The organism is Aeromonas sp. QDB63 (genome assembly GCF_027707425.1).
Taxonomy (GTDB): domain Bacteria; phylum Pseudomonadota; class Gammaproteobacteria; order Enterobacterales; family Aeromonadaceae; genus Aeromonas; species Aeromonas caviae.
On the sequence record NZ_JAPCIS010000039.1, the window covers coordinates 1 to 17,497 of the forward strand.

Here is a 17,497-nt window from a genome sequence, read left to right on the forward strand (position 1 = left end):
TGCTGCGGGAGTGGCATTCTACTCAACCGCCTTCTCGAGTCAAGCCTTATTTTACGAGGCTTTTCGAGGCTACCGACTGGCTTGTTTGCGTTGCCGCTTGCCCTGTCGATGGAGGCGCATTATAGGGAGCGAATTCGTTCTGGCAAGAGGATTATTTCAAAAAGATGGCTTTCACCGTTCAACCGCTCATAAAGCCACCAAAAAGCATCTTAATCCAGCGAAATCAGCCTGCGACAGGCGCTGCAACGGCAAAATCATGCAGGTTGTCGTAGATGGCATCGGCTAGCTCAATCCCCGCATCAGTAATCGGCTTACCCGTTCTGACCATTATCTTGTGACCGACCTTGGCATTGATGGCGGCTTTCAGGTCCGAAGGTTTGTCACCCACCATATAAGAGCGGTCCATATCGATGCCCAACTCTTGCTGCGCCAACAGCAGCATGCCGGGTTCCGGTTTGCGGCAGTCGCAAGGGGCGCCGTGATCCGGGTGATGGGGGCAGAAGTAGATACCATCGAGATCCACATCCCGATCGGCCAATGACCAATCCATCCACTCGGTCAGGTTCATGAAGTCATCTTCCGTGAAGTAACCGCGGGCGATACCGGATTGGTTGGTCACCACGACCAGCAAATAGCCTTTTTTCTTCAGCAGTTGCATGGCCTCGATGACGCCGGGCAGGAAATGGAAGTCATCAACCTGGCTGACATAACCTGTGTCTTCGTTGATGACACCGTCTCTGTCCAGAAAAATGGCGGGCTTACTCACGGGAAACTACCTCTGTCATGTTTTTTACAGTATCTCACAGGGCGCAGAGGGCCCAAAACGTAAAAAGGGGTGGCCGAAGCCACCCCTTTCATGTGCGCATATAAAGTATCGATTAAGCGATAACTTTAGCTACAACACCAGCACCTACGGTACGGCCACCTTCACGGATAGCGAAACGCAGGCCGTCGTCCATCGCGATCGGCGCAATCAGGGTAACAACCATCTTGATGTTGTCGCCCGGCATTACCATTTCAACGCCTTCCGGCAGTTCGATGGTACCGGTCACGTCGGTAGTACGGAAGTAGAACTGCGGACGGTAGCCCTTGAAGAACGGGGTATGACGACCACCTTCTTCCTTGGACAGCACGTACACTTCGGATTCGAACTTGGTGTGCGGCTTGATGGTGCCCGGCTTGGCCAGAACCTGACCACGCTCCACGTCTTCACGCTTCACGCCACGCAGCAGGGCGCCAACGTTCTCACCGGCACGACCTTCGTCCAGCAGCTTGCGGAACATTTCAACGCCGGTACAGGTGGTCTTGGTGGTATCTTTGATACCAACGATTTCCACTTCTTCACCAACCTTCACGATACCGCGCTCTACACGACCGGTTACTACGGTGCCGCGGCCAGCGATGGAGAACACGTCTTCGATAGGCATCAGGAACGGCTGATCGATCGCACGCTCCGGCTCCGGGATGTAGGTGTCCAGGTGGCCAGCCAGTTCCAGGATCTTCTCTTCCCACTGAGCTTCGCCTTCCAGCGCTTTCAGCGCGGAACCACGAACGACCGGCAGGTCATCACCCGGGAAGTCGTACTCAGACAGCAGTTCGCGAACTTCCATCTCGACCAGTTCCAGCAGCTCTTCGTCATCTACCATGTCGCACTTGTTCATGAACACGATGATGTACGGAACGCCTACCTGACGACCCAGCAGGATGTGCTCACGAGTCTGCGGCATCGGGCCGTCAGTCGCTGCTACTACCAGGATTGCGCCGTCCATCTGGGCAGCACCGGTGATCATGTTTTTAACGTAGTCGGCGTGACCCGGGCAATCTACGTGAGCGTAGTGGCGGGTAGCAGTGTCGTATTCTACGTGGGAGGTGTTGATGGTGATACCACGCTCACGCTCTTCCGGTGCCTTGTCGATCTGGTCGAAGGCGAAAGCTTTACCACCGAAGTGCTTGGCCAGCACGTTGGTGATGGCGGCGGTCAGGGTGGTTTTACCGTGGTCAACGTGGCCGATGGTGCCGACGTTTACGTGCGGTTTATTACGCTCAAATTTTTCTTTAGACACGACGTAGTCCTTCTAGGTTAAACCCGCCTACCGTCGTAGGCGGGGAATCTTAAATTACTTGGATTTGCGCTCTTCGATCACGGCCTGGGCGACGTTGGTCGGGGCATCGTGATACTTGGCGAATTCCATGGCGTAGGAAGCACGACCCTGGGTAGCAGAACGCAGGGAGGTGGCGTAACCGAACATTTCGGCCAGCGGCACCAGCGCACGTACGATCTTGCCGGACGGGCCATCTTCCATGCCTTCGATCAGGCCGCGACGACGGTTCAGGTCACCGATCACGTCGCCCATGTAGTCTTCCGGAGTCTCGACTTCGACCTTCATGATCGGTTCGAGCAGTACCGGGTTGGCCTTCATGAAGCCAGCCTTGAACGCCAGAGAAGCAGCGATCTTGAACGCCAGTTCGGAAGAGTCGACATCGTGGTAGGAACCGAAGTGCAGACGCACACCCAGATCCATTACCGGATAGCCTGCCAGCGGGCCGGACTTCAGCTGCTCGCGGATACCCTTGTCAACACCCGGGATGAATTCGCCCGGAATCACGCCACCCTTGATGTCGTTGACGAATTCGTAGGCTTTGCCTTCTTCCAGCGGGTACATGTCGATAACGACGTGACCGTACTGACCACGACCACCGGACTGCTTGGCATGCTTGCCTTCGATGTCCTTGACGGTGTTGCGGATGGTTTCACGGTAGGCAACCTGCGGCTTACCTACGTTGGCTTCTACCTTGAACTCGCGACGCATACGGTCAACGATGATGTCCAGGTGCAGCTCACCCATACCGGCGATGATGGTTTGACCAGATTCTTCGTCGGTCCATACGCGGAAGGACGGATCTTCCTGAGCCAGACGGCCCAGAGCCAGACCCATCTTCTCCTGGTCAGCCTTGGATTTCGGCTCAACGGCGATGGAGATTACCGGCTCCGGGAATTCCATACGCTCCAGGATGATCGGTGCGCTTTCGTCACACAGGGTATCACCGGTGGTGACGTCCTTCAGGCCGATGGCAGCAGCGATGTCGCCTGCGCGAACTTCTTTGATCTCTTCACGCTTGTTGGCATGCATCTGAACGATACGGCCGAAACGCTCGCGCTTCTCTTTAACGGAGTTCAGCACGGAGTCACCGGAGTTGACCACACCGGAGTAAACACGGAAGAAGGTCAGGTTGCCCACGAACGGGTCGGTAGCAATCTTGAATGCCAGAGCAGAGAACGGCTCGTCATCGGAAGCGTGACGCTCGTCCTTGGTCTCGCCATCCAGCTTCAGACCGTCGATAGCAGCAACGTCGGTCGGAGCCGGCAGGTACTCGACCACGGCATCCAGCATGGCCTGTACGCCCTTGTTCTTGAACGCGGAGCCACAGGTAACCAGGATGATTTCGTTGTTCAGAACACGCTGACGCAGAGCTTTCTTGATCTCTTCTTCAGTCAGTTCTTCACCACCCAGGTATTTTTCCATCAGGTCTTCAGACGCTTCAGCAGCGGCTTCAACCAGGTTCATGCGCATTTCTTGCGCCTGTTCCAGCAGCTCGGCCGGGACGTCTTCGTAGTCGAAGGATACGCCCTGGTCAGCTTCGCTCCAGTTGATGGCTTTCATCTTGACCAGGTCGATAACGCCCTTGAAGTTCTCTTCGGAACCGATGTTCAGTTGCAGAGGAACCGGGTTACCTTTCAGACGGGTCTTGATGTGCTCAACGCAGCGCAGGAAGTTAGCACCGGTACGGTCCATCTTGTTGACGAACGCGATACGGGGAACCTTGTACTTGTTAGCCTGACGCCATACGGTTTCAGACTGGGGCTGTACGCCACCTACGGCACAGTACACCATCACGGCGCCATCCAGAACACGCATGGAACGCTCTACTTCGATAGTAAAGTCAACGTGGCCCGGGGTATCGATGATGTTGATACGGTGCGGTTGGAACTGTTTACCCATACCGGACCAGAAAGCGGTGGTCGCGGCGGAGGTGATGGTGATACCACGCTCTTGTTCCTGTTCCATCCAGTCCATGGTGGCGGCGCCATCGTGAACTTCACCGATCTTGTGACTTACACCGGTGTAAAACAGAACGCGCTCGGTAGTAGTAGTCTTACCGGCGTCGATGTGAGCGGAGATACCGATATTACGATAACGCTCAATGGGGGTTGTACGAGCCATTGTCATCCTCTTACTAGGGCGCTTGTCCCCAGATAATTAAAGGTGCGCAGAGTCATAAGACCCTGCGCAAGCGGATTACCAGCGGAAGTGAGCGAAGGCCTTGTTCGCTTCAGCCATACGGTGAACGTCTTCACGTTTCTTGACAGACGAACCCTTATTGTCAGCGGCATCCAGCAGCTCGCCAGCCAAACGCTGAGCCATTGATTTTTCACCACGTTTACGAGCGGCATCAACCAACCAGCGCATTGCCAGAGCATTGCGACGTACCGGACGAACTTCTACCGGCACCTGATAGGTTGCACCACCGACGCGACGAGATTTAACCTCGACCGCCGGACGAATGTTGTCCAGAGCGACTTCGAACAGGGCCAGGTGCTCTTTGCCAGATTTGGTGGCAATGATGTCCAGGGCGCCATAAACGATGGCTTCTGCAACAGATTTCTTACCGTCAACCATTACTACGTTGACAAATTTAGCCAGCAGCTCAGATCCGAACTTGGGATCCGGCAGGATTTTACGCTGACCAACAACACGACGTCTTGGCATTTCAAATTCTCCGTAACTTCAGGGGTTACCCAAAACTAGAAAGTTATCTAACTAGAAACGAATTAACGTTTGGCCTTACTTAACGGAGAACCATTAAGCTTTCGGACGCTTCACGCCGTACTTGGAGCGAGCCTGCTTACGGTCTTTAACACCGGCACAGTCCAACGCACCACGAACGGTGTGATAACGAACACCTGGCAAGTCTTTTACACGACCGCCACGGATCAGAACAACAGAGTGCTCTTGCAGGTTGTGACCTTCACCACCGATGTAGGAGGTGACTTCGAAGCCGTTGGTCAGACGTACACGGCATACTTTACGCAGTGCAGAGTTAGGCTTCTTCGGGGTGGTGGTGTATACACGGGTGCATACGCCACGCTTCTGAGGGCACGCTTCCAGCGCCGGCACGTTGCTTTTCACAACGAGCTTGATGCGTGGCTTGCGAACCAACTGGTTAATAGTTGCCATCAAAAGGCTCCTGATAATGACTTCATAAACGTGTGAAAAATCCTCCCCGCAGATACGGGGACGCGAAATTTTATGCCCTGTTGTCTGGGGAGTCAAGATTTATACAATTTGCACACCGAAATGGCAAATGACAGTCGAATGACATTATGCTAAGCAACTGAGATAAAAAGGAAAACCAAGCCTAACCGCCCCAGGTCTGCGGTGATCCGTGCTCGGCGATCAACCTGATCAAACCCGGCATATCGAGTTCCATCCCGATCCCGGATGACAAGCCTCTCGCTTGCAGGTCTTCCTTCATGACGTACAGGGGTACGTCTGCCAAGCGCTCGCACCACCCGGGGGCAGCAGCCGCCATCACGGCATCCTGCATCAACACCACCAGATCCCCTTCCATGCGGTAACGCAACGCCAACTCGAGATCCTGGCTCATGAAGGGAGAGTTCAATATCAGCTGTATCACGGACACCTCAGAAGCAGATGTGGGTGGTGAAACCCGCCCAGCTACGGCGAATTTCCGCAGGAGAGAGCGGAATCACTGGGATTAGCAGATCCGCCGCCGTCAGTCCTCGCTCAGCCAGTGACACCGCACAGACATAGATCTCTTCGATGTCATACAGTTCCAGCATCTTGAAGGTCGGGGCGTAGTGACGCTGCAATATAGCGTGTGGTGATTGCTCCCTCACCAGTTGCATCACGCCATCCCCCACCAGAAAGAGTGCCAGGGACTCCGTCAATGCAGAGGTGGCCAGCAGAGCATCCAGCCCCTCCCGACCACTCGCCGAACCATGGGGACCACGCCGTGAGATAAACGCTATTCTGGTCATTTTGTCCCCCTAGAACTGAACGAAGCGATCAGCGGTCAGTGCGGCTTCCGCCAACTGACCGAGCCCGCTCAGGCAGAATGGCGCTTCCAGATTGAAATGCTCCCGTCCCATTCCCTTGGCCTCCTGCTCATCCAGCACGCCACGGCGCATGGCCGCAGCCACACACACATCGATGCGGATACCCTGCTGGATGGCCAACTCGCGCCACAGTGCCACCAGGTCGATCTCATCGCTGGCTGGCGCATGGAGGCCATTGGCATTGCACACCCCCTCCTGATAGAAGAAGAGGTGGGACAAGCGGTGTCCCTGCTCGACCAGACTCAGGGCAAAACGATAGGCCGTGCTGGCCGTCTGGGTGCCATAGGCGGGCCCGGTGACCAGCAGAGCAAAATTCAGACTCATGATCGCACTCCTGCACAGCGGTGTATCCATTCTACCTCACAGACGCAAAAGCCCCTCCTGGGAGGGGCTTTTCCAATGAAACAGGCTCAGACGTAAGCGATGGCTTCGACTTCGACCAGTACATCCTTGGGCAGACGAGCAACTTCCACACAGGAACGTGCCGGGGCGGACTCGCCAAAGTAGCGGGCATACACCTGGTTGAAGGCCACGAAGTTGTTCATGTCACTCAGGAAGCAGGTGGTCTTCAGTACCTTGCTGGTATCGGCCCCTGCGGCTTTCAAGACGGCAACCAGATTCTTCATCACCTGCTCTGCCTGAGCCTCGATGCCACCGGCAACGATGTCCATGGTGGCCGGATCGAGCGGGATCTGCCCGGAGGTAAAAACCAGCTCACCCAGCTTGGTAGCCTGGACATAAGGGCCAATTGCGGCAGGCGCCTTGTCGGTTGCAATCACTTCTTTAGCCATTGTTATCTATCCCCTATCTATGGCGCTTACTCGCTCTCTTCTTCACCCTGCTTGCGCTGTCGGATGTAGAGATACACGGTATGTTTGGAAATATTCAGCTTGTCGGCGACCAGGTTGATCGAATCTTTGATATCAAATATGCCCTTCTCGAACAACTGGGTCACGATAAAACGGTTCTTGGCATTGTTGGCCACGGAGGGATCACGATTGATCTCGTCGATGGTGTTGTCCACCGTCTGGGCAACCAGCTCTTCGACGCTGTTGGCGAAGGTCTCCGGTGATTGCCGCTCCACCTGCTGTGGTGTCGGGAAGAATTCGGCCACGAACTCGTGGAAAGGCGCATTGATGTGCAAATTGATGCAGATAAGGCCGATCACCTGCTTGTCGCGGTTACGGATGGCGATGGTGCTCGACTTCATCAAGGCACCGGTCCGACTGCGGGCAAAATAACTCTGGGTGTGATCCTGACCCGTGCTCTCGATGTCCTTGAGCATCCGCAGGGCGAGATCGGTGATCGGCGCCCCCAGAGTTCGACCCGTATTGAAACCATTCGCGATTTGGATCACGGACTCATGCAGATTTTCCAGGGAGTGGAGCACCACCTCGCAGTGCTTGCCGAACAGATCGGCCAGGCCTTCGATAAGGCCCCCATATGAACGCAACAGCTCCCTGTCTTCGTCTGTAAAAGCGCGACCGCTCAGTTGCTCTTCGGGAAGCAGTACTTCCTCGATACCGACAGCCATGTTCTACCCCTGTAATACCCATTCAACTTTCCCGAGTTTTCAGTTGCGACGGGGCAATGTCAACTTTTTTTGATTTTTTGCTCTATAACCTTGCACTGGATCATCCCCCTGCCCCAGCCCAGTGCACGCTGGGCGCCGGATGGGAAATAAAAAAAGGGCCCCTAGAAGGGGCCCTTTTCGATCACTGCAGCTGAAGATTACTCTTCGTCAAAACTGCCGGCTGCGTTGAGCAGATCCGCCAGGTTTTGCTGAGCTTCATCGGCAGTCACCTGCGGCACACCGACAGCACGGGCTGCGGCGGCACGCTGGTTGATGCGGCTGTGGTGGTAGGCAAAGCCGGTACCAGCCGGGATCAGACGACCCACGATCACGTTCTCTTTCAGGCCGCGCAGTTCATCACGCTTGCCACCAACGGCTGCTTCGGTCAGCACGCGGGTGGTCTCCTGGAAGGAAGCCGCGGAGATGAAGGACTCGGTGCTCAGAGATGCCTTGGTAATACCCATCAGGATATGACGGTAGGTAGCCGGGGTCTTCCCTTCGGCAACCAGTTTACGGTTGGCAATCTTCACACGGGCCACTTCAACCTGTTCACCTTCGATCAGGTCGGTGTCGCCAGCGCTCAGGATCTCGCACTTGCGAAGCATCTGACGCACGATGACTTCGATGTGCTTGTCGTTGATCTTAACGCCTTGCAGACGGTAAACGTCCTGCACTTCGTTGGCGATGTAGTTGGCGACCGGGCTGATACCGCGCAGACGCAGGATGTCGTGAGCAGATTCGGGACCGTCCGCCAGCACTTCACCCTTCTCAACTTTTTCACCTTCGAACACGTTGAGGTGACGCCATTTCGGAATCATCTCTTCATAGATCTCGCCACCATCGGTCGGGGTGATGACCAGACGACGTTTGCCCTTGGTCTCTTTCCCGAAGGAGATGGTACCGGAGATCTCGGCCAGGATGGCCGGCTCTTTCGGCTGACGTGCTTCGAACAGATCCGCAACGCGCGGCAGACCACCGGTGATGTCCTTGGTACCACTGGACTCTTGCGGGATACGCGCAACCGCGTCACCCACGCCCACGTTGGCACCATCTTCCAGGTTCACGATCGCCTTGCCCGGCAGGAAGTACTGGGCGGGAACGTCGGTGCCCGGGATCATCACATCCTTGCCATTCAGATCGACCAGTTTCACGGTCGGACGCATCTCTTTACCGGCGCTCGGACGCTCGTTGACATCCAGTACGACGATGGAAGAGAGGCCGGTCAGCTCGTCGGTCTGACGAGTGATGGTCACACCGTCGATCATGTGTTCGAAGTGCAGACGACCCGCCACTTCGGTGATGATCGGGTGGGTGTGCGGGTCCCAGTTCGCGACGGTATCACCGGCGTTCACCGCTTCGCCATCCTTCACTTCCAGCACGGAACCGTAAGGCAGCTTGTGGCTTTCCTTGGTACGGCCCATCTCGTCCATGATGGTCAGCTCGGTAGAACGGGAGGTGATAACCAGCTTGTCAGAGTTGTTCAGAACGAACTTGGCGTTCTGCAACTTGATGCTACCGGTGTTCTTCACCTGGATGCTGCTCTCGGCAGCCGCTCGGGATGCGGCACCACCGATGTGGAAGGTACGCATCGTCAGCTGGGTACCCGGTTCACCGATGGACTGAGCGGCGATAACACCGACAGCCTCACCCTTGTTAACCAGGTGACCACGGGCCAGATCACGGCCGTAGCAGTGAGCACAGTTACCGAAGTCGGTCTCACAGGTGATGGCAGAACGTACCTTCACGCGGTCGACGGAGTTGCGCTCCAGCAGGTCACACAGCTGCTCGTCGAGCAGGGTGTTGCGCGCTACCAGCACTTCATCCTCGGTACCCGGCTTGATCACGTCTTCGGCCACCACACGACCCAGCACGCGCTCACGCAGCGGCTCGACCACGTCGCCACCTTCGATCAGCGGAGTCATCCACAGACCGTCGGTAGTGCCGCAATCGTCCTCGGTGATCACCATGTCCTGGGCCACGTCAACCAGACGACGGGTCAGGTAACCGGAGTTCGCTGTCTTCAGTGCGGTATCCGCCAGACCTTTACGAGCACCGTGAGTGGAGATGAAGTACTGCAGTACGTTCAGACCTTCACGGAAGTTCGCCACGATCGGCGTTTCGATGATGGAGCCATCCGGCTTCGCCATCAGGCCACGCATACCGGCCAGCTGACGGATCTGGGCGGCGGAGCCCCGCGCACCAGAGTCGGCCATCATGAAGATGCTGTTGAAGGAGGCTTGCTCTTCCTCATCGCCCAGGGAGTTGACGTTACGCTCCTTGGAAAGGTTGTCCATCATGGCCTTGGAGACGCGATCGTTCGCGCTGGCCCAGATATCGATAACCTTGTTGTAACGTTCGCCCGCGGTCACCAGACCGGACAGGAACTGGTCCTGGATCTCGGCGACTTCGGCTTCTGCAGCAGCGATGATGTCTTTCTTGGCATCCGGAATGACCATGTCATCGATACCAACAGAGGCACCGGACAGGGCCGCGTAGTGGAAACCGGTATACATCAGCTGGTCAGCGAAGATGACGGTATCCTTCAGGCCCTGCTTGCGATAGCAGGTGTTCAGCAGACGGGAGATGAGCTTTTTGCCCAGCGCCTTGTTGGAGACGCACTTGATCCAGTTCTGCGGGTTGGCGTCCAGGTCAGCCTGCTCTGCAGCAGTCAGTACCTTGGGCTCGTCGATCAGGGCGTATTCCATGCCTTTGGGCAGGATCAGGCTCAGGATCGCACGACCAACGGTGGTGTTCTTCATCTCGGTCTTGGCAACCAGCTCACCGGCTTCGTTCTTCACGTACTCGGTGATGCGGCACTTGACGCGAGCATGCAGGTCGGCCAGACCGGCACGGTAGACCTTCTCGGCCTCTTTCGGGCCGGACAGCACCATACCTTCGCCCTTGGCGTTGATACGGGCACGGGTCATGTAGTACAGACCCAAGACCACGTCCTGAGAAGGAACGATGATCGGCTCACCGGAGGCAGGCGACAGGATGTTGTTGGTGGACATCATCAGGGCACGCGCTTCCAGCTGGGCTTCCAGGGTCAGCGGTACGTGGACCGCCATCTGGTCACCGTCGAAGTCCGCGTTATAGGCGGCACAGACGAGCGGGTGCAGCTGGATGGCCTTGCCTTCGATCAGGGTCGGTTCAAACGCCTGGATACCCAGACGGTGCAGGGTCGGCGCACGGTTCAGCAGAACCGGGTGTTCGCGGATCACTTCGTCCAGGATGTCCCAGACGACGGCTTCTTCGCGCTCCACCATCTTCTTGGCGGCCTTGATCGTGGTCGCCAGACCGCGGGATTCCAGCTTGCCGTAGATGAAGGGCTTGAACAACTCAAGTGCCATCTTCTTCGGCAGACCGCACTGATGCAGACGCAGGGTCGGACCTACGGTGATAACGGAACGACCGGAGTAGTCGACACGCTTACCCAGCAGGTTCTGACGGAAACGACCTTGCTTACCCTTGATCATGTCGGCCAGGGATTTCAGCGGGCGCTTGTTGGAACCGGTGATGGCACGACCACGACGGCCGTTGTCCAGCAGGGCATCCACGGACTCTTGCAGCATGCGCTTTTCGTTGCGCACGATGATGTCAGGCGCAGCCAGATCCAGCAGACGCTTCAAGCGGTTGTTACGGTTGATCACGCGACGGTACAGATCGTTCAGATCGGAGGTCGCGAAACGACCGCCGTCCAGCGGTACCAGCGGACGCAGGTCCGGCGGCAGCACGGGCAGCACTGTCATGATCATCCACTCCGGCTTGTTGCCGGATTGCAGGAAGGCTTCCATCAGCTTCAGACGCTTGGTGGTCTTCTTGCGCTTGGTCTCGGAGTTGGTCTGATCCAGCTCCTCACGCATGGCTTTGACTTCGCCTTCCAGATCGATGGCGCGCAGCAGAGCCAGAATGGCCTCGGCACCCATCTTGGCGTCGAATTCGTCGCCCCACTCTTCCAGTGCGTCCAGATAGTTCTCTTCGGAGAGCATCTGGCTGCGCTCGAGGTTGGTCATGCCGGGTTCGATCACTACATAGGATTCGAAATACAGCACGCGCTCGATGTCACGCAGGGTCATGTCCAGCAGCAGACCGATACGGGACGGCAGGGACTTCAGGAACCAGATGTGGGCAGTCGGGCTGGCCAGCTCGATGTGGCCCATGCGCTCACGACGGACCTTGGTCTGGGTCACTTCTACACCGCACTTCTCGCAGATCACACCACGGTGTTTCAGGCGCTTGTACTTGCCGCACAGACACTCGTAGTCCTTCACCGGTCCGAAGATACGGGCGCAGAACAGACCATCACGCTCCGGCTTGAAAGTCCGGTAGTTGATGGTCTCAGGCTTTTTGACCTCACCGAATGACCAGGAGCGGATCATGTCAGGAGAGGCCAGACCGATCTTGATACTGTCAAACTCTTCGGTCTTGGTCTGAGCCTTCAAAAACTTGAGTAAGTCTTTCACGTGTTTCCCCTGTCAGGAGTCTAACCTCGGCGCCCCGGCTGCCGAAACAGCGGGGCGCCCACGTCAATTCTCGAACAATAAGAGCGAGCTCTTACTCTTCGTCCAGCTCGATGTTGATACCCAGAGAGCGGATTTCCTTCAGCAATACGTTGAAGGATTCGGGCATGCCCGGCTCCATACGGTGGTCGCCATCCACGATGTTCTTGTACATCTTGGTACGGCCGTTCACATCGTCAGACTTGACGGTCAGCATTTCCTGCAGGGTATATGCCGCACCGTAAGCCTCCAGGGCCCACACTTCCATCTCACCGAACCGCTGACCACCGAACTGCGCCTTACCACCCAGCGGCTGCTGGGTAACCAGGCTGTAGGAACCGGTAGAACGCGCGTGCATCTTGTCGTCTACCAGGTGGTTCAGCTTCAGCATGTACATGTAACCCACGGTGACCTTGCGCTCGAAGGCGTTACCGGTACGACCGTCGAACAGGGAGATCTGACCGGATTCCGGCAGATCGGCCAGCTTCAGCAAGGCTTTGATTTCGCGCTCTTTGGCACCATCAAAGACAGGTGTAGCCACCGGCAGACCCTTACGCAGGTTACCCACCAGGGTACGTACGTCGTCGTCAGACAGCTCGGCAATGTTCACTTGCTGGGAGTCCTTCTCGCCCAGGTCATAGACCTGTTGCAGGAACTCGCGCATCTCGTGCAGCTCGCGCTGTTCTTTGATCATGCGGTCGATCTTCTCGCCGATGCCCTTGGCCGCGAGGCCCAGGTGCACTTCGAGGATCTGACCGATGTTCATACGAGACGGTACGCCCAGCGGGTTCAGTACGATGTCGACCGGACGGCCGTACTCGTCATGAGGCATATCCTCGACCGGACAGATCTTGGAGATAACACCCTTGTTACCGTGACGGCCCGCCATCTTGTCACCCGGCTGGATGCGACGCTTGACGGCCAGATAGACCTTGACGATCTTCAGTACGCCCGGCGCCAGGTCATCGCCCTGGATGATCTTGCGACGCTTGTTCTCGAATTTCTTGTCGAACTCGGCCTTCAGCTCAACGTGCTGTTCAGCGATCTGCTCCAGCTCGATTTGCTTGGCTTCATCTTCGATGGCCAGCTCAAACCACTTGGAACGATCGAGCTTGTTCAGACGATCTTCGCTGTAACCGGCGGCCAGCAGCAGGTTGCGGGAACGGCCGAAAATGCCGTCTTCCAGGATCTTGAACTCTTCGGTCAAGTCCTTCTTCGCTTCCTTCAACTGCATCTCTTCGATTTCTTTGGCGCGCTTGTCTTTTTCCACGCCATCGCGGGTAAAGACTTGCACGTCAACCACGGTACCGTACACACCGTTCGGCACTCGCAGGGAAGAGTCCTTCACGTCGGACGCCTTCTCACCAAAGATGGCGCGCAGCAGCTTCTCTTCCGGAGTCAGCTGGGTTTCACCTTTCGGAGTTACCTTGCCGACCAGGATATCGCCGCCCTTCACTTCGGCACCCACGTAGACGATACCGGACTCGTCCAGCTTGGACAGAGCGGCTTCACCCACGTTCGGGATGTCAGCAGTGATCTCTTCCGGACCCAGCTTGGTGTCACGGGAGATACAGGCCAGTTCCTGGATGTGGATGGTGGTCAGGCGATCTTCCTGAACCACGCGCTCGTTCACCAGGATCGAGTCTTCGAAGTTGTAACCGTTCCACGGCATGAACGCGACGCGCAGGTTCTGACCCAGCGCCAGTTCACCGAGATCGGTGGACGGGCCGTCAGCCAGCACGTCACCGGCCATCACCGGCTCACCCAGCATCACGCAGGGGCGCTGGTTGATACAGGTGTTCTGGTTGGAACGGGTGTACTTGGTCAGGTTGTAGATGTCGATGCCGGCTTCGCCTGGCAGCAGCTCATCTTCATTGACCTTGATAACGATACGGGAGGCGTCGACGTAGTCGATCATGCCGCCACGCTTGGCCACTACGGTGACACCGGAGTCAACGGCCACGGCGCGTTCCATACCGGTACCTACCAGCGGCTTGTCAGCGCGCAGGGTCGGTACAGCCTGACGTTGCATGTTTGAACCCATCAATGCGCGGTTCGCGTCATCGTGTTCCAGGAACGGGATCAGGGCCGCTGCCACAGAGACGATCTGTTGCGGGCTCACGTCCATGTACTGGATCTGGTCGGCGTTCATAAAGGTGGATTCACCTTTGTGACGGCACGGGATCAATTCATCTTTCAGACGGCCATCTTCGGTGGTCGCGGCGTTGGCCTGTGCGATCACGTACTTGCCTTCTTCAATCGCAGACAGGTAATCCACTTCGTCGGTGATCACACCGTCGATCACCTTGCGGTACGGGGTCTCGAGGAAACCGTACTCGTTGGTGCGGGAATACACGGACAGCGAGTTGATCAGACCGATGTTCGGACCTTCCGGCGTTTCGATGGGGCACAGACGACCGTAGTGGGTCGGGTGTACGTCTCGAACTTCGAAACCGGCACGCTCACGGGTCAAACCGCCCGGGCCCAGCGCGGAGATACGGCGCTTGTGGGTCACTTCGGACAGCGGGTTGTTCTGGTCCATGAACTGGGACAGCTGGCTGGAACCAAAGAACTCTTTGACCGCGGCGGAGATCGGCTTGGCGTTGATCAGATCCTGCGGCATCAGGGTGTCCAGATCGCCCAGGGAGAGGCGCTCCTTCACCGCACGCTCGACACGGACCAGACCGACACGGAACTGGTTCTCGGCCATTTCACCGACGGAACGAATACGACGGTTACCAAGGTGGTCGATATCGTCCACTTCGTCGTTACCGTTACGGATGTCGATCAGGCGCTTCATGACCTCGACGATATCGTCCTTGGTCAGCACGCCAACGCCAGTCTCGTCTTCACGACCCAAACGGCGGTTGAACTTCATCCGACCTACGGTAGACAGGTCGTAACGCTCGGAAGAGAAGAACAGGTTCTCGAACAGCTGCTCGGCCGCTTCGCGAGTGGGCGGCTCGCCCGGACGCATCATGCGATAGATCTCGACCAGGGCTTCCAGGCGGCTGGAGCTGGAGTCGATACGCAGGGTCTCGGACATGTAGGCACCGTGATCCAGTTCGTTGGTGAACAGAACCTCGAAGTGCTTGAAGCCGGCCTGGGACAGGTTGGCAACTGCTTCCAGGCTCAGGGCCTGGTTGGCAGTCACGACCATTTCACCAGTCTGCGGATGTGCATAGTTCTTGGCTGCAACTTTGCCAACAACATACTCTACCGGCACCTCGATCTGAGTGATGCCGTCTTTTTCCAGCTGACGGATGTGACGGGCAGTGACACGACGACCGGTCTCGACCACCACGGCGCCATTGGCAATGATGTCGAAGGTCGCGGTCTCGCCACGCAGGCGCTCGGGCACCAGATCCATCATCAACTTGCCATCCTTGACCTCGAAACCGATGGTCTCGAAGAAGGTGGCCAGGATTTCTTCGGAACTGAAGTCCAGGGCGCGCAGAATAATGGAGGCCGGCAGTTTGCGACGACGGTCGATACGGACAAACAGGTTGTCTTTCGCATCGAACTCGAAGTCCAGCCAGGAGCCACGGTAGGGGATAACGCGGGCGTTATACAATACCTTACCGGATGAATGTGTTTTGCCTTTATCGTGGTCGAAGAAGACCCCCGGGCTGCGGTGCAGCTGGGAGACGATAACCCGTTCGGTACCATTGATGACAAAGGTGCCGTTCTCGGTCATGAGCGGAATCTCGCCCATGTATACTTCTTGTTCCTTGATATCTTTGACGGTGCCGGCAGCTGCTTCACGGTCGTACAGAACCATACGAAGCTTGACACGCAGCGGCGCGGAGTAGGTCACTCCACGGATCTGGCATTCTTTTACGTCAAATACCGGCTCACCCAGGCGATAGCTGACATACTGAAGCTCAGCACTACCGGAGTAACTGGTGATCGGGAAAACGCTACGGAAGGCGGCTTCTAGGCCGTACTCACCTTCCGGGTCAGCCTCGATGAACTGCTTGAAGGAGTCCAGCTGAATGGACAACAGATAAGGCGTGTCCAGTACCTGGTCTCGCTTACCGAAGTCCTTACGTATGCGTTTTTTTTCGGTATAAGAGTAAACCATAGGGTTCCTCAGCTCGCTGATAAGTGACCCACTCTGTCCCCACGGGACAGCTCTGTCTCAACACCGTTTTGTGTTGGCCCGGACGATGAGGCGGTCCGGATTGCTGGTGCACCGAGAGTCGTGAACGGTGTGAAATACTCTCAGTCTACAGCGCAAAAAGGCTGGTGAATAAAGATTCACCAGCCTTAGCCTGTTTTATCAGGCTAATCTACATAAATGCAGATTATTTGATCTCAACAGAAGCACCGGCAGCTTCCAGCTCTTTCTTCAGAGCTTCAGCTTCGTCCTTGGACACGGCTTCTTTCAGATTGGTCGGAGCAGCTTCTACCAGGTCCTTGGCTTCTTTCAGGCCCAGACCGGTAGCGCCACGAACGGCCTTGATGACGGCAACTTTGTTGGCGCCAGCAGCAGTCAGAACTACGTCGAACTCGGTCTTCTCTTCTACTGCTTCAGCAGCAGCCGGGCCGGCCATGACGGCAGCAGCGGCAGAAACACCGAACTTCTCTTCCATAGCTTCGATCAGCTCAACAACTTCCATTACGGACATGGAAGCAACGGCTTCAATGATTTGGTCTTTAGTGATAGACATGACAAAAATTCCTGATGTTGAATAAACTCAAACAGCCTAGATAGGCGAGAATCAAGCAGCAGCTTGTTTCTGGTCGCGAACAGCAGCGATAGTACGAACCAGCTTGCCAGCAGAGGCTTCCTTCATGGTAGCCATCAACTTCGCAATTGCTTCTTCGTAAGTCGGCAGCGTGGCCAGACGATCAATTTGTGCTGCGGCGATAAACTCACCGTTAAAAGCGCCAGCCTTGATTTCGAACTTTTGGTTCGCTTTGGCAAACTCTTTGAACAGACGAGCGGCAGCGCCCGGGTGTTCGTTAGAGAAAGCAATCAAGGTAGGACCGGTAAATGCGTCGTTCAGGCACTCGTATTCGGTACCTTCTACCGCGCGACGCAGCAGGGTGTTACGCACAACGCGCATGTACACACCAGCTTCACGAGCGGTCTTACGCAGGACGGTCATCTTGTCTACAGTGACGCCGCGAGAATCGGCTACAACTGCAGAAAGAGCGCCTTTGGCAGCTTCGTTGACTTCAGCAACAATTGCCTTTTTGTCTTCGAGTCCCAATGCCATTGGCTTAACTCCTGGATTGAATCCGGGTCTGTTGACCCAGTACTGACACATCCCCCCTACC

Annotated in this window: 14 protein-coding genes; all 14 read right to left on the reverse strand. The window is 56.5% G+C overall.

Annotation, left to right across the window (positions count from 1 at the left end; translation table 11 throughout):
• Positions 1-223: 223 nt before the first annotated feature.
• Entirely contained in the window at positions 224-766 is a 543-nt protein-coding gene (gmhB, locus tag PG879_RS18050) for a D-glycero-beta-D-manno-heptose 1,7-bisphosphate 7-phosphatase (RefSeq protein WP_270830540.1), read from the reverse strand.
• Between the two features lie 112 nt (positions 767-878).
• Complete coding sequence (gene tuf, locus PG879_RS18055; RefSeq protein ID WP_005306325.1) at positions 879-2,063, reverse strand: elongation factor Tu; 1,185 nt, start codon at positions 2,061-2,063, stop codon at positions 879-881.
• A gap of 54 nt (positions 2,064-2,117) precedes the next feature.
• On the reverse strand, positions 2,118-4,223 hold the full coding sequence (gene fusA, locus PG879_RS18060) for an elongation factor G (RefSeq protein WP_010675948.1): 2,106 nt from the start codon (positions 4,221-4,223) through the stop codon (positions 2,118-2,120).
• A 75-nt stretch (positions 4,224-4,298) separates the two neighbouring features.
• On the reverse strand, positions 4,299-4,769 hold the full coding sequence (gene rpsG / locus PG879_RS18065) for a 30S ribosomal protein S7 (RefSeq protein ID WP_010675949.1): 471 nt from the start codon (positions 4,767-4,769) through the stop codon (positions 4,299-4,301).
• Positions 4,770-4,862: 93 nt separating this feature from the next.
• Entirely contained in the window at positions 4,863-5,237 is a 375-nt protein-coding gene (rpsL, locus tag PG879_RS18070) for a 30S ribosomal protein S12 (RefSeq protein WP_005306278.1), read from the reverse strand.
• A gap of 181 nt (positions 5,238-5,418) precedes the next feature.
• Positions 5,419-5,697 carry a sulfurtransferase complex subunit TusB gene (tusB, locus tag PG879_RS18075; protein ID WP_043153905.1) on the reverse strand — a complete coding sequence of 93 codons (279 nt, stop codon included), beginning with the start codon at positions 5,695-5,697 and terminating at the stop codon, positions 5,419-5,421.
• A 7-nt stretch (positions 5,698-5,704) separates the two neighbouring features.
• Positions 5,705-6,061, reverse strand: coding sequence for a sulfurtransferase complex subunit TusC (gene tusC / locus PG879_RS18080; RefSeq protein ID WP_029314860.1), 357 nt, complete (start codon positions 6,059-6,061; stop codon positions 5,705-5,707).
• 9 nt (positions 6,062-6,070) lie between these two features.
• Positions 6,071-6,463, reverse strand: a complete 393-nt coding sequence (gene tusD / locus PG879_RS18085) for a sulfurtransferase complex subunit TusD (protein ID WP_042864794.1) — start codon at positions 6,461-6,463, stop codon at positions 6,071-6,073.
• An 86-nt stretch (positions 6,464-6,549) separates the two neighbouring features.
• Positions 6,550-6,930, reverse strand: coding sequence for a RidA family protein (locus tag PG879_RS18090; protein ID WP_010675953.1), 381 nt, complete (start codon positions 6,928-6,930; stop codon positions 6,550-6,552).
• Positions 6,931-6,956: 26 nt separating this feature from the next.
• Entirely contained in the window at positions 6,957-7,673 is a 717-nt protein-coding gene (locus PG879_RS18095) for a helix-turn-helix transcriptional regulator (protein ID WP_010675954.1), read from the reverse strand.
• Positions 7,674-7,870: 197 nt separating this feature from the next.
• A complete protein-coding gene (gene rpoC / locus PG879_RS18100; protein WP_010675955.1) occupies positions 7,871-12,175 on the reverse strand; it encodes a DNA-directed RNA polymerase subunit beta' in 4,305 nt (1,434 codons plus the stop codon).
• A 91-nt stretch (positions 12,176-12,266) separates the two neighbouring features.
• Positions 12,267-16,295, reverse strand: coding sequence for a DNA-directed RNA polymerase subunit beta (gene rpoB / locus PG879_RS18105; protein ID WP_039040981.1), 4,029 nt, complete (start codon positions 16,293-16,295; stop codon positions 12,267-12,269).
• 223 nt (positions 16,296-16,518) lie between these two features.
• Positions 16,519-16,884: a 50S ribosomal protein L7/L12 gene (rplL, locus tag PG879_RS18110; protein WP_010675957.1), complete on the reverse strand. Its 366-nt coding sequence runs from the start codon at positions 16,882-16,884 to the stop codon at positions 16,519-16,521.
• Between the two features lie 51 nt (positions 16,885-16,935).
• Positions 16,936-17,436, reverse strand: coding sequence for a 50S ribosomal protein L10 (gene rplJ / locus PG879_RS18115; RefSeq protein ID WP_005339895.1), 501 nt, complete (start codon positions 17,434-17,436; stop codon positions 16,936-16,938).
• Positions 17,437-17,497: the final 61 nt, after the last annotated feature.

Coding starts and splice junctions, on each gene's coding strand:
- fusA (WP_010675948.1), bottom strand. CDS start 4,223: ATGGCTCGTACAACCCCCATTGAGCGTTATCGTAATATCGGTATCTCC.
- rpsG (WP_010675949.1), bottom strand. CDS start 4,769: ATGCCAAGACGTCGTGTTGTTGGTCAGCGTAAAATCCTGCCGGATCCC.
- rpsL (WP_005306278.1), bottom strand. CDS start 5,237: ATGGCAACTATTAACCAGTTGGTTCGCAAGCCACGCATCAAGCTCGTT.
- tusC (WP_029314860.1), bottom strand. CDS start 6,061: ATGACCAGAATAGCGTTTATCTCACGGCGTGGTCCCCATGGTTCGGCG.
- tusD (WP_042864794.1), bottom strand. CDS start 6,463: ATGAGTCTGAATTTTGCTCTGCTGGTCACCGGGCCCGCCTATGGCACC.
- PG879_RS18090 (WP_010675953.1), bottom strand. CDS start 6,930: ATGGCTAAAGAAGTGATTGCAACCGACAAGGCGCCTGCCGCAATTGGC.
- PG879_RS18095 (WP_010675954.1), bottom strand. CDS start 7,673: ATGGCTGTCGGTATCGAGGAAGTACTGCTTCCCGAAGAGCAACTGAGC.
- rpoB (WP_039040981.1), bottom strand. CDS start 16,295: ATGGTTTACTCTTATACCGAAAAAAAACGCATACGTAAGGACTTCGGT.
- rplL (WP_010675957.1), bottom strand. CDS start 16,884: ATGTCTATCACTAAAGACCAAATCATTGAAGCCGTTGCTTCCATGTCC.
- rplJ (WP_005339895.1), bottom strand. CDS start 17,436: ATGGCATTGGGACTCGAAGACAAAAAGGCAATTGTTGCTGAAGTCAAC.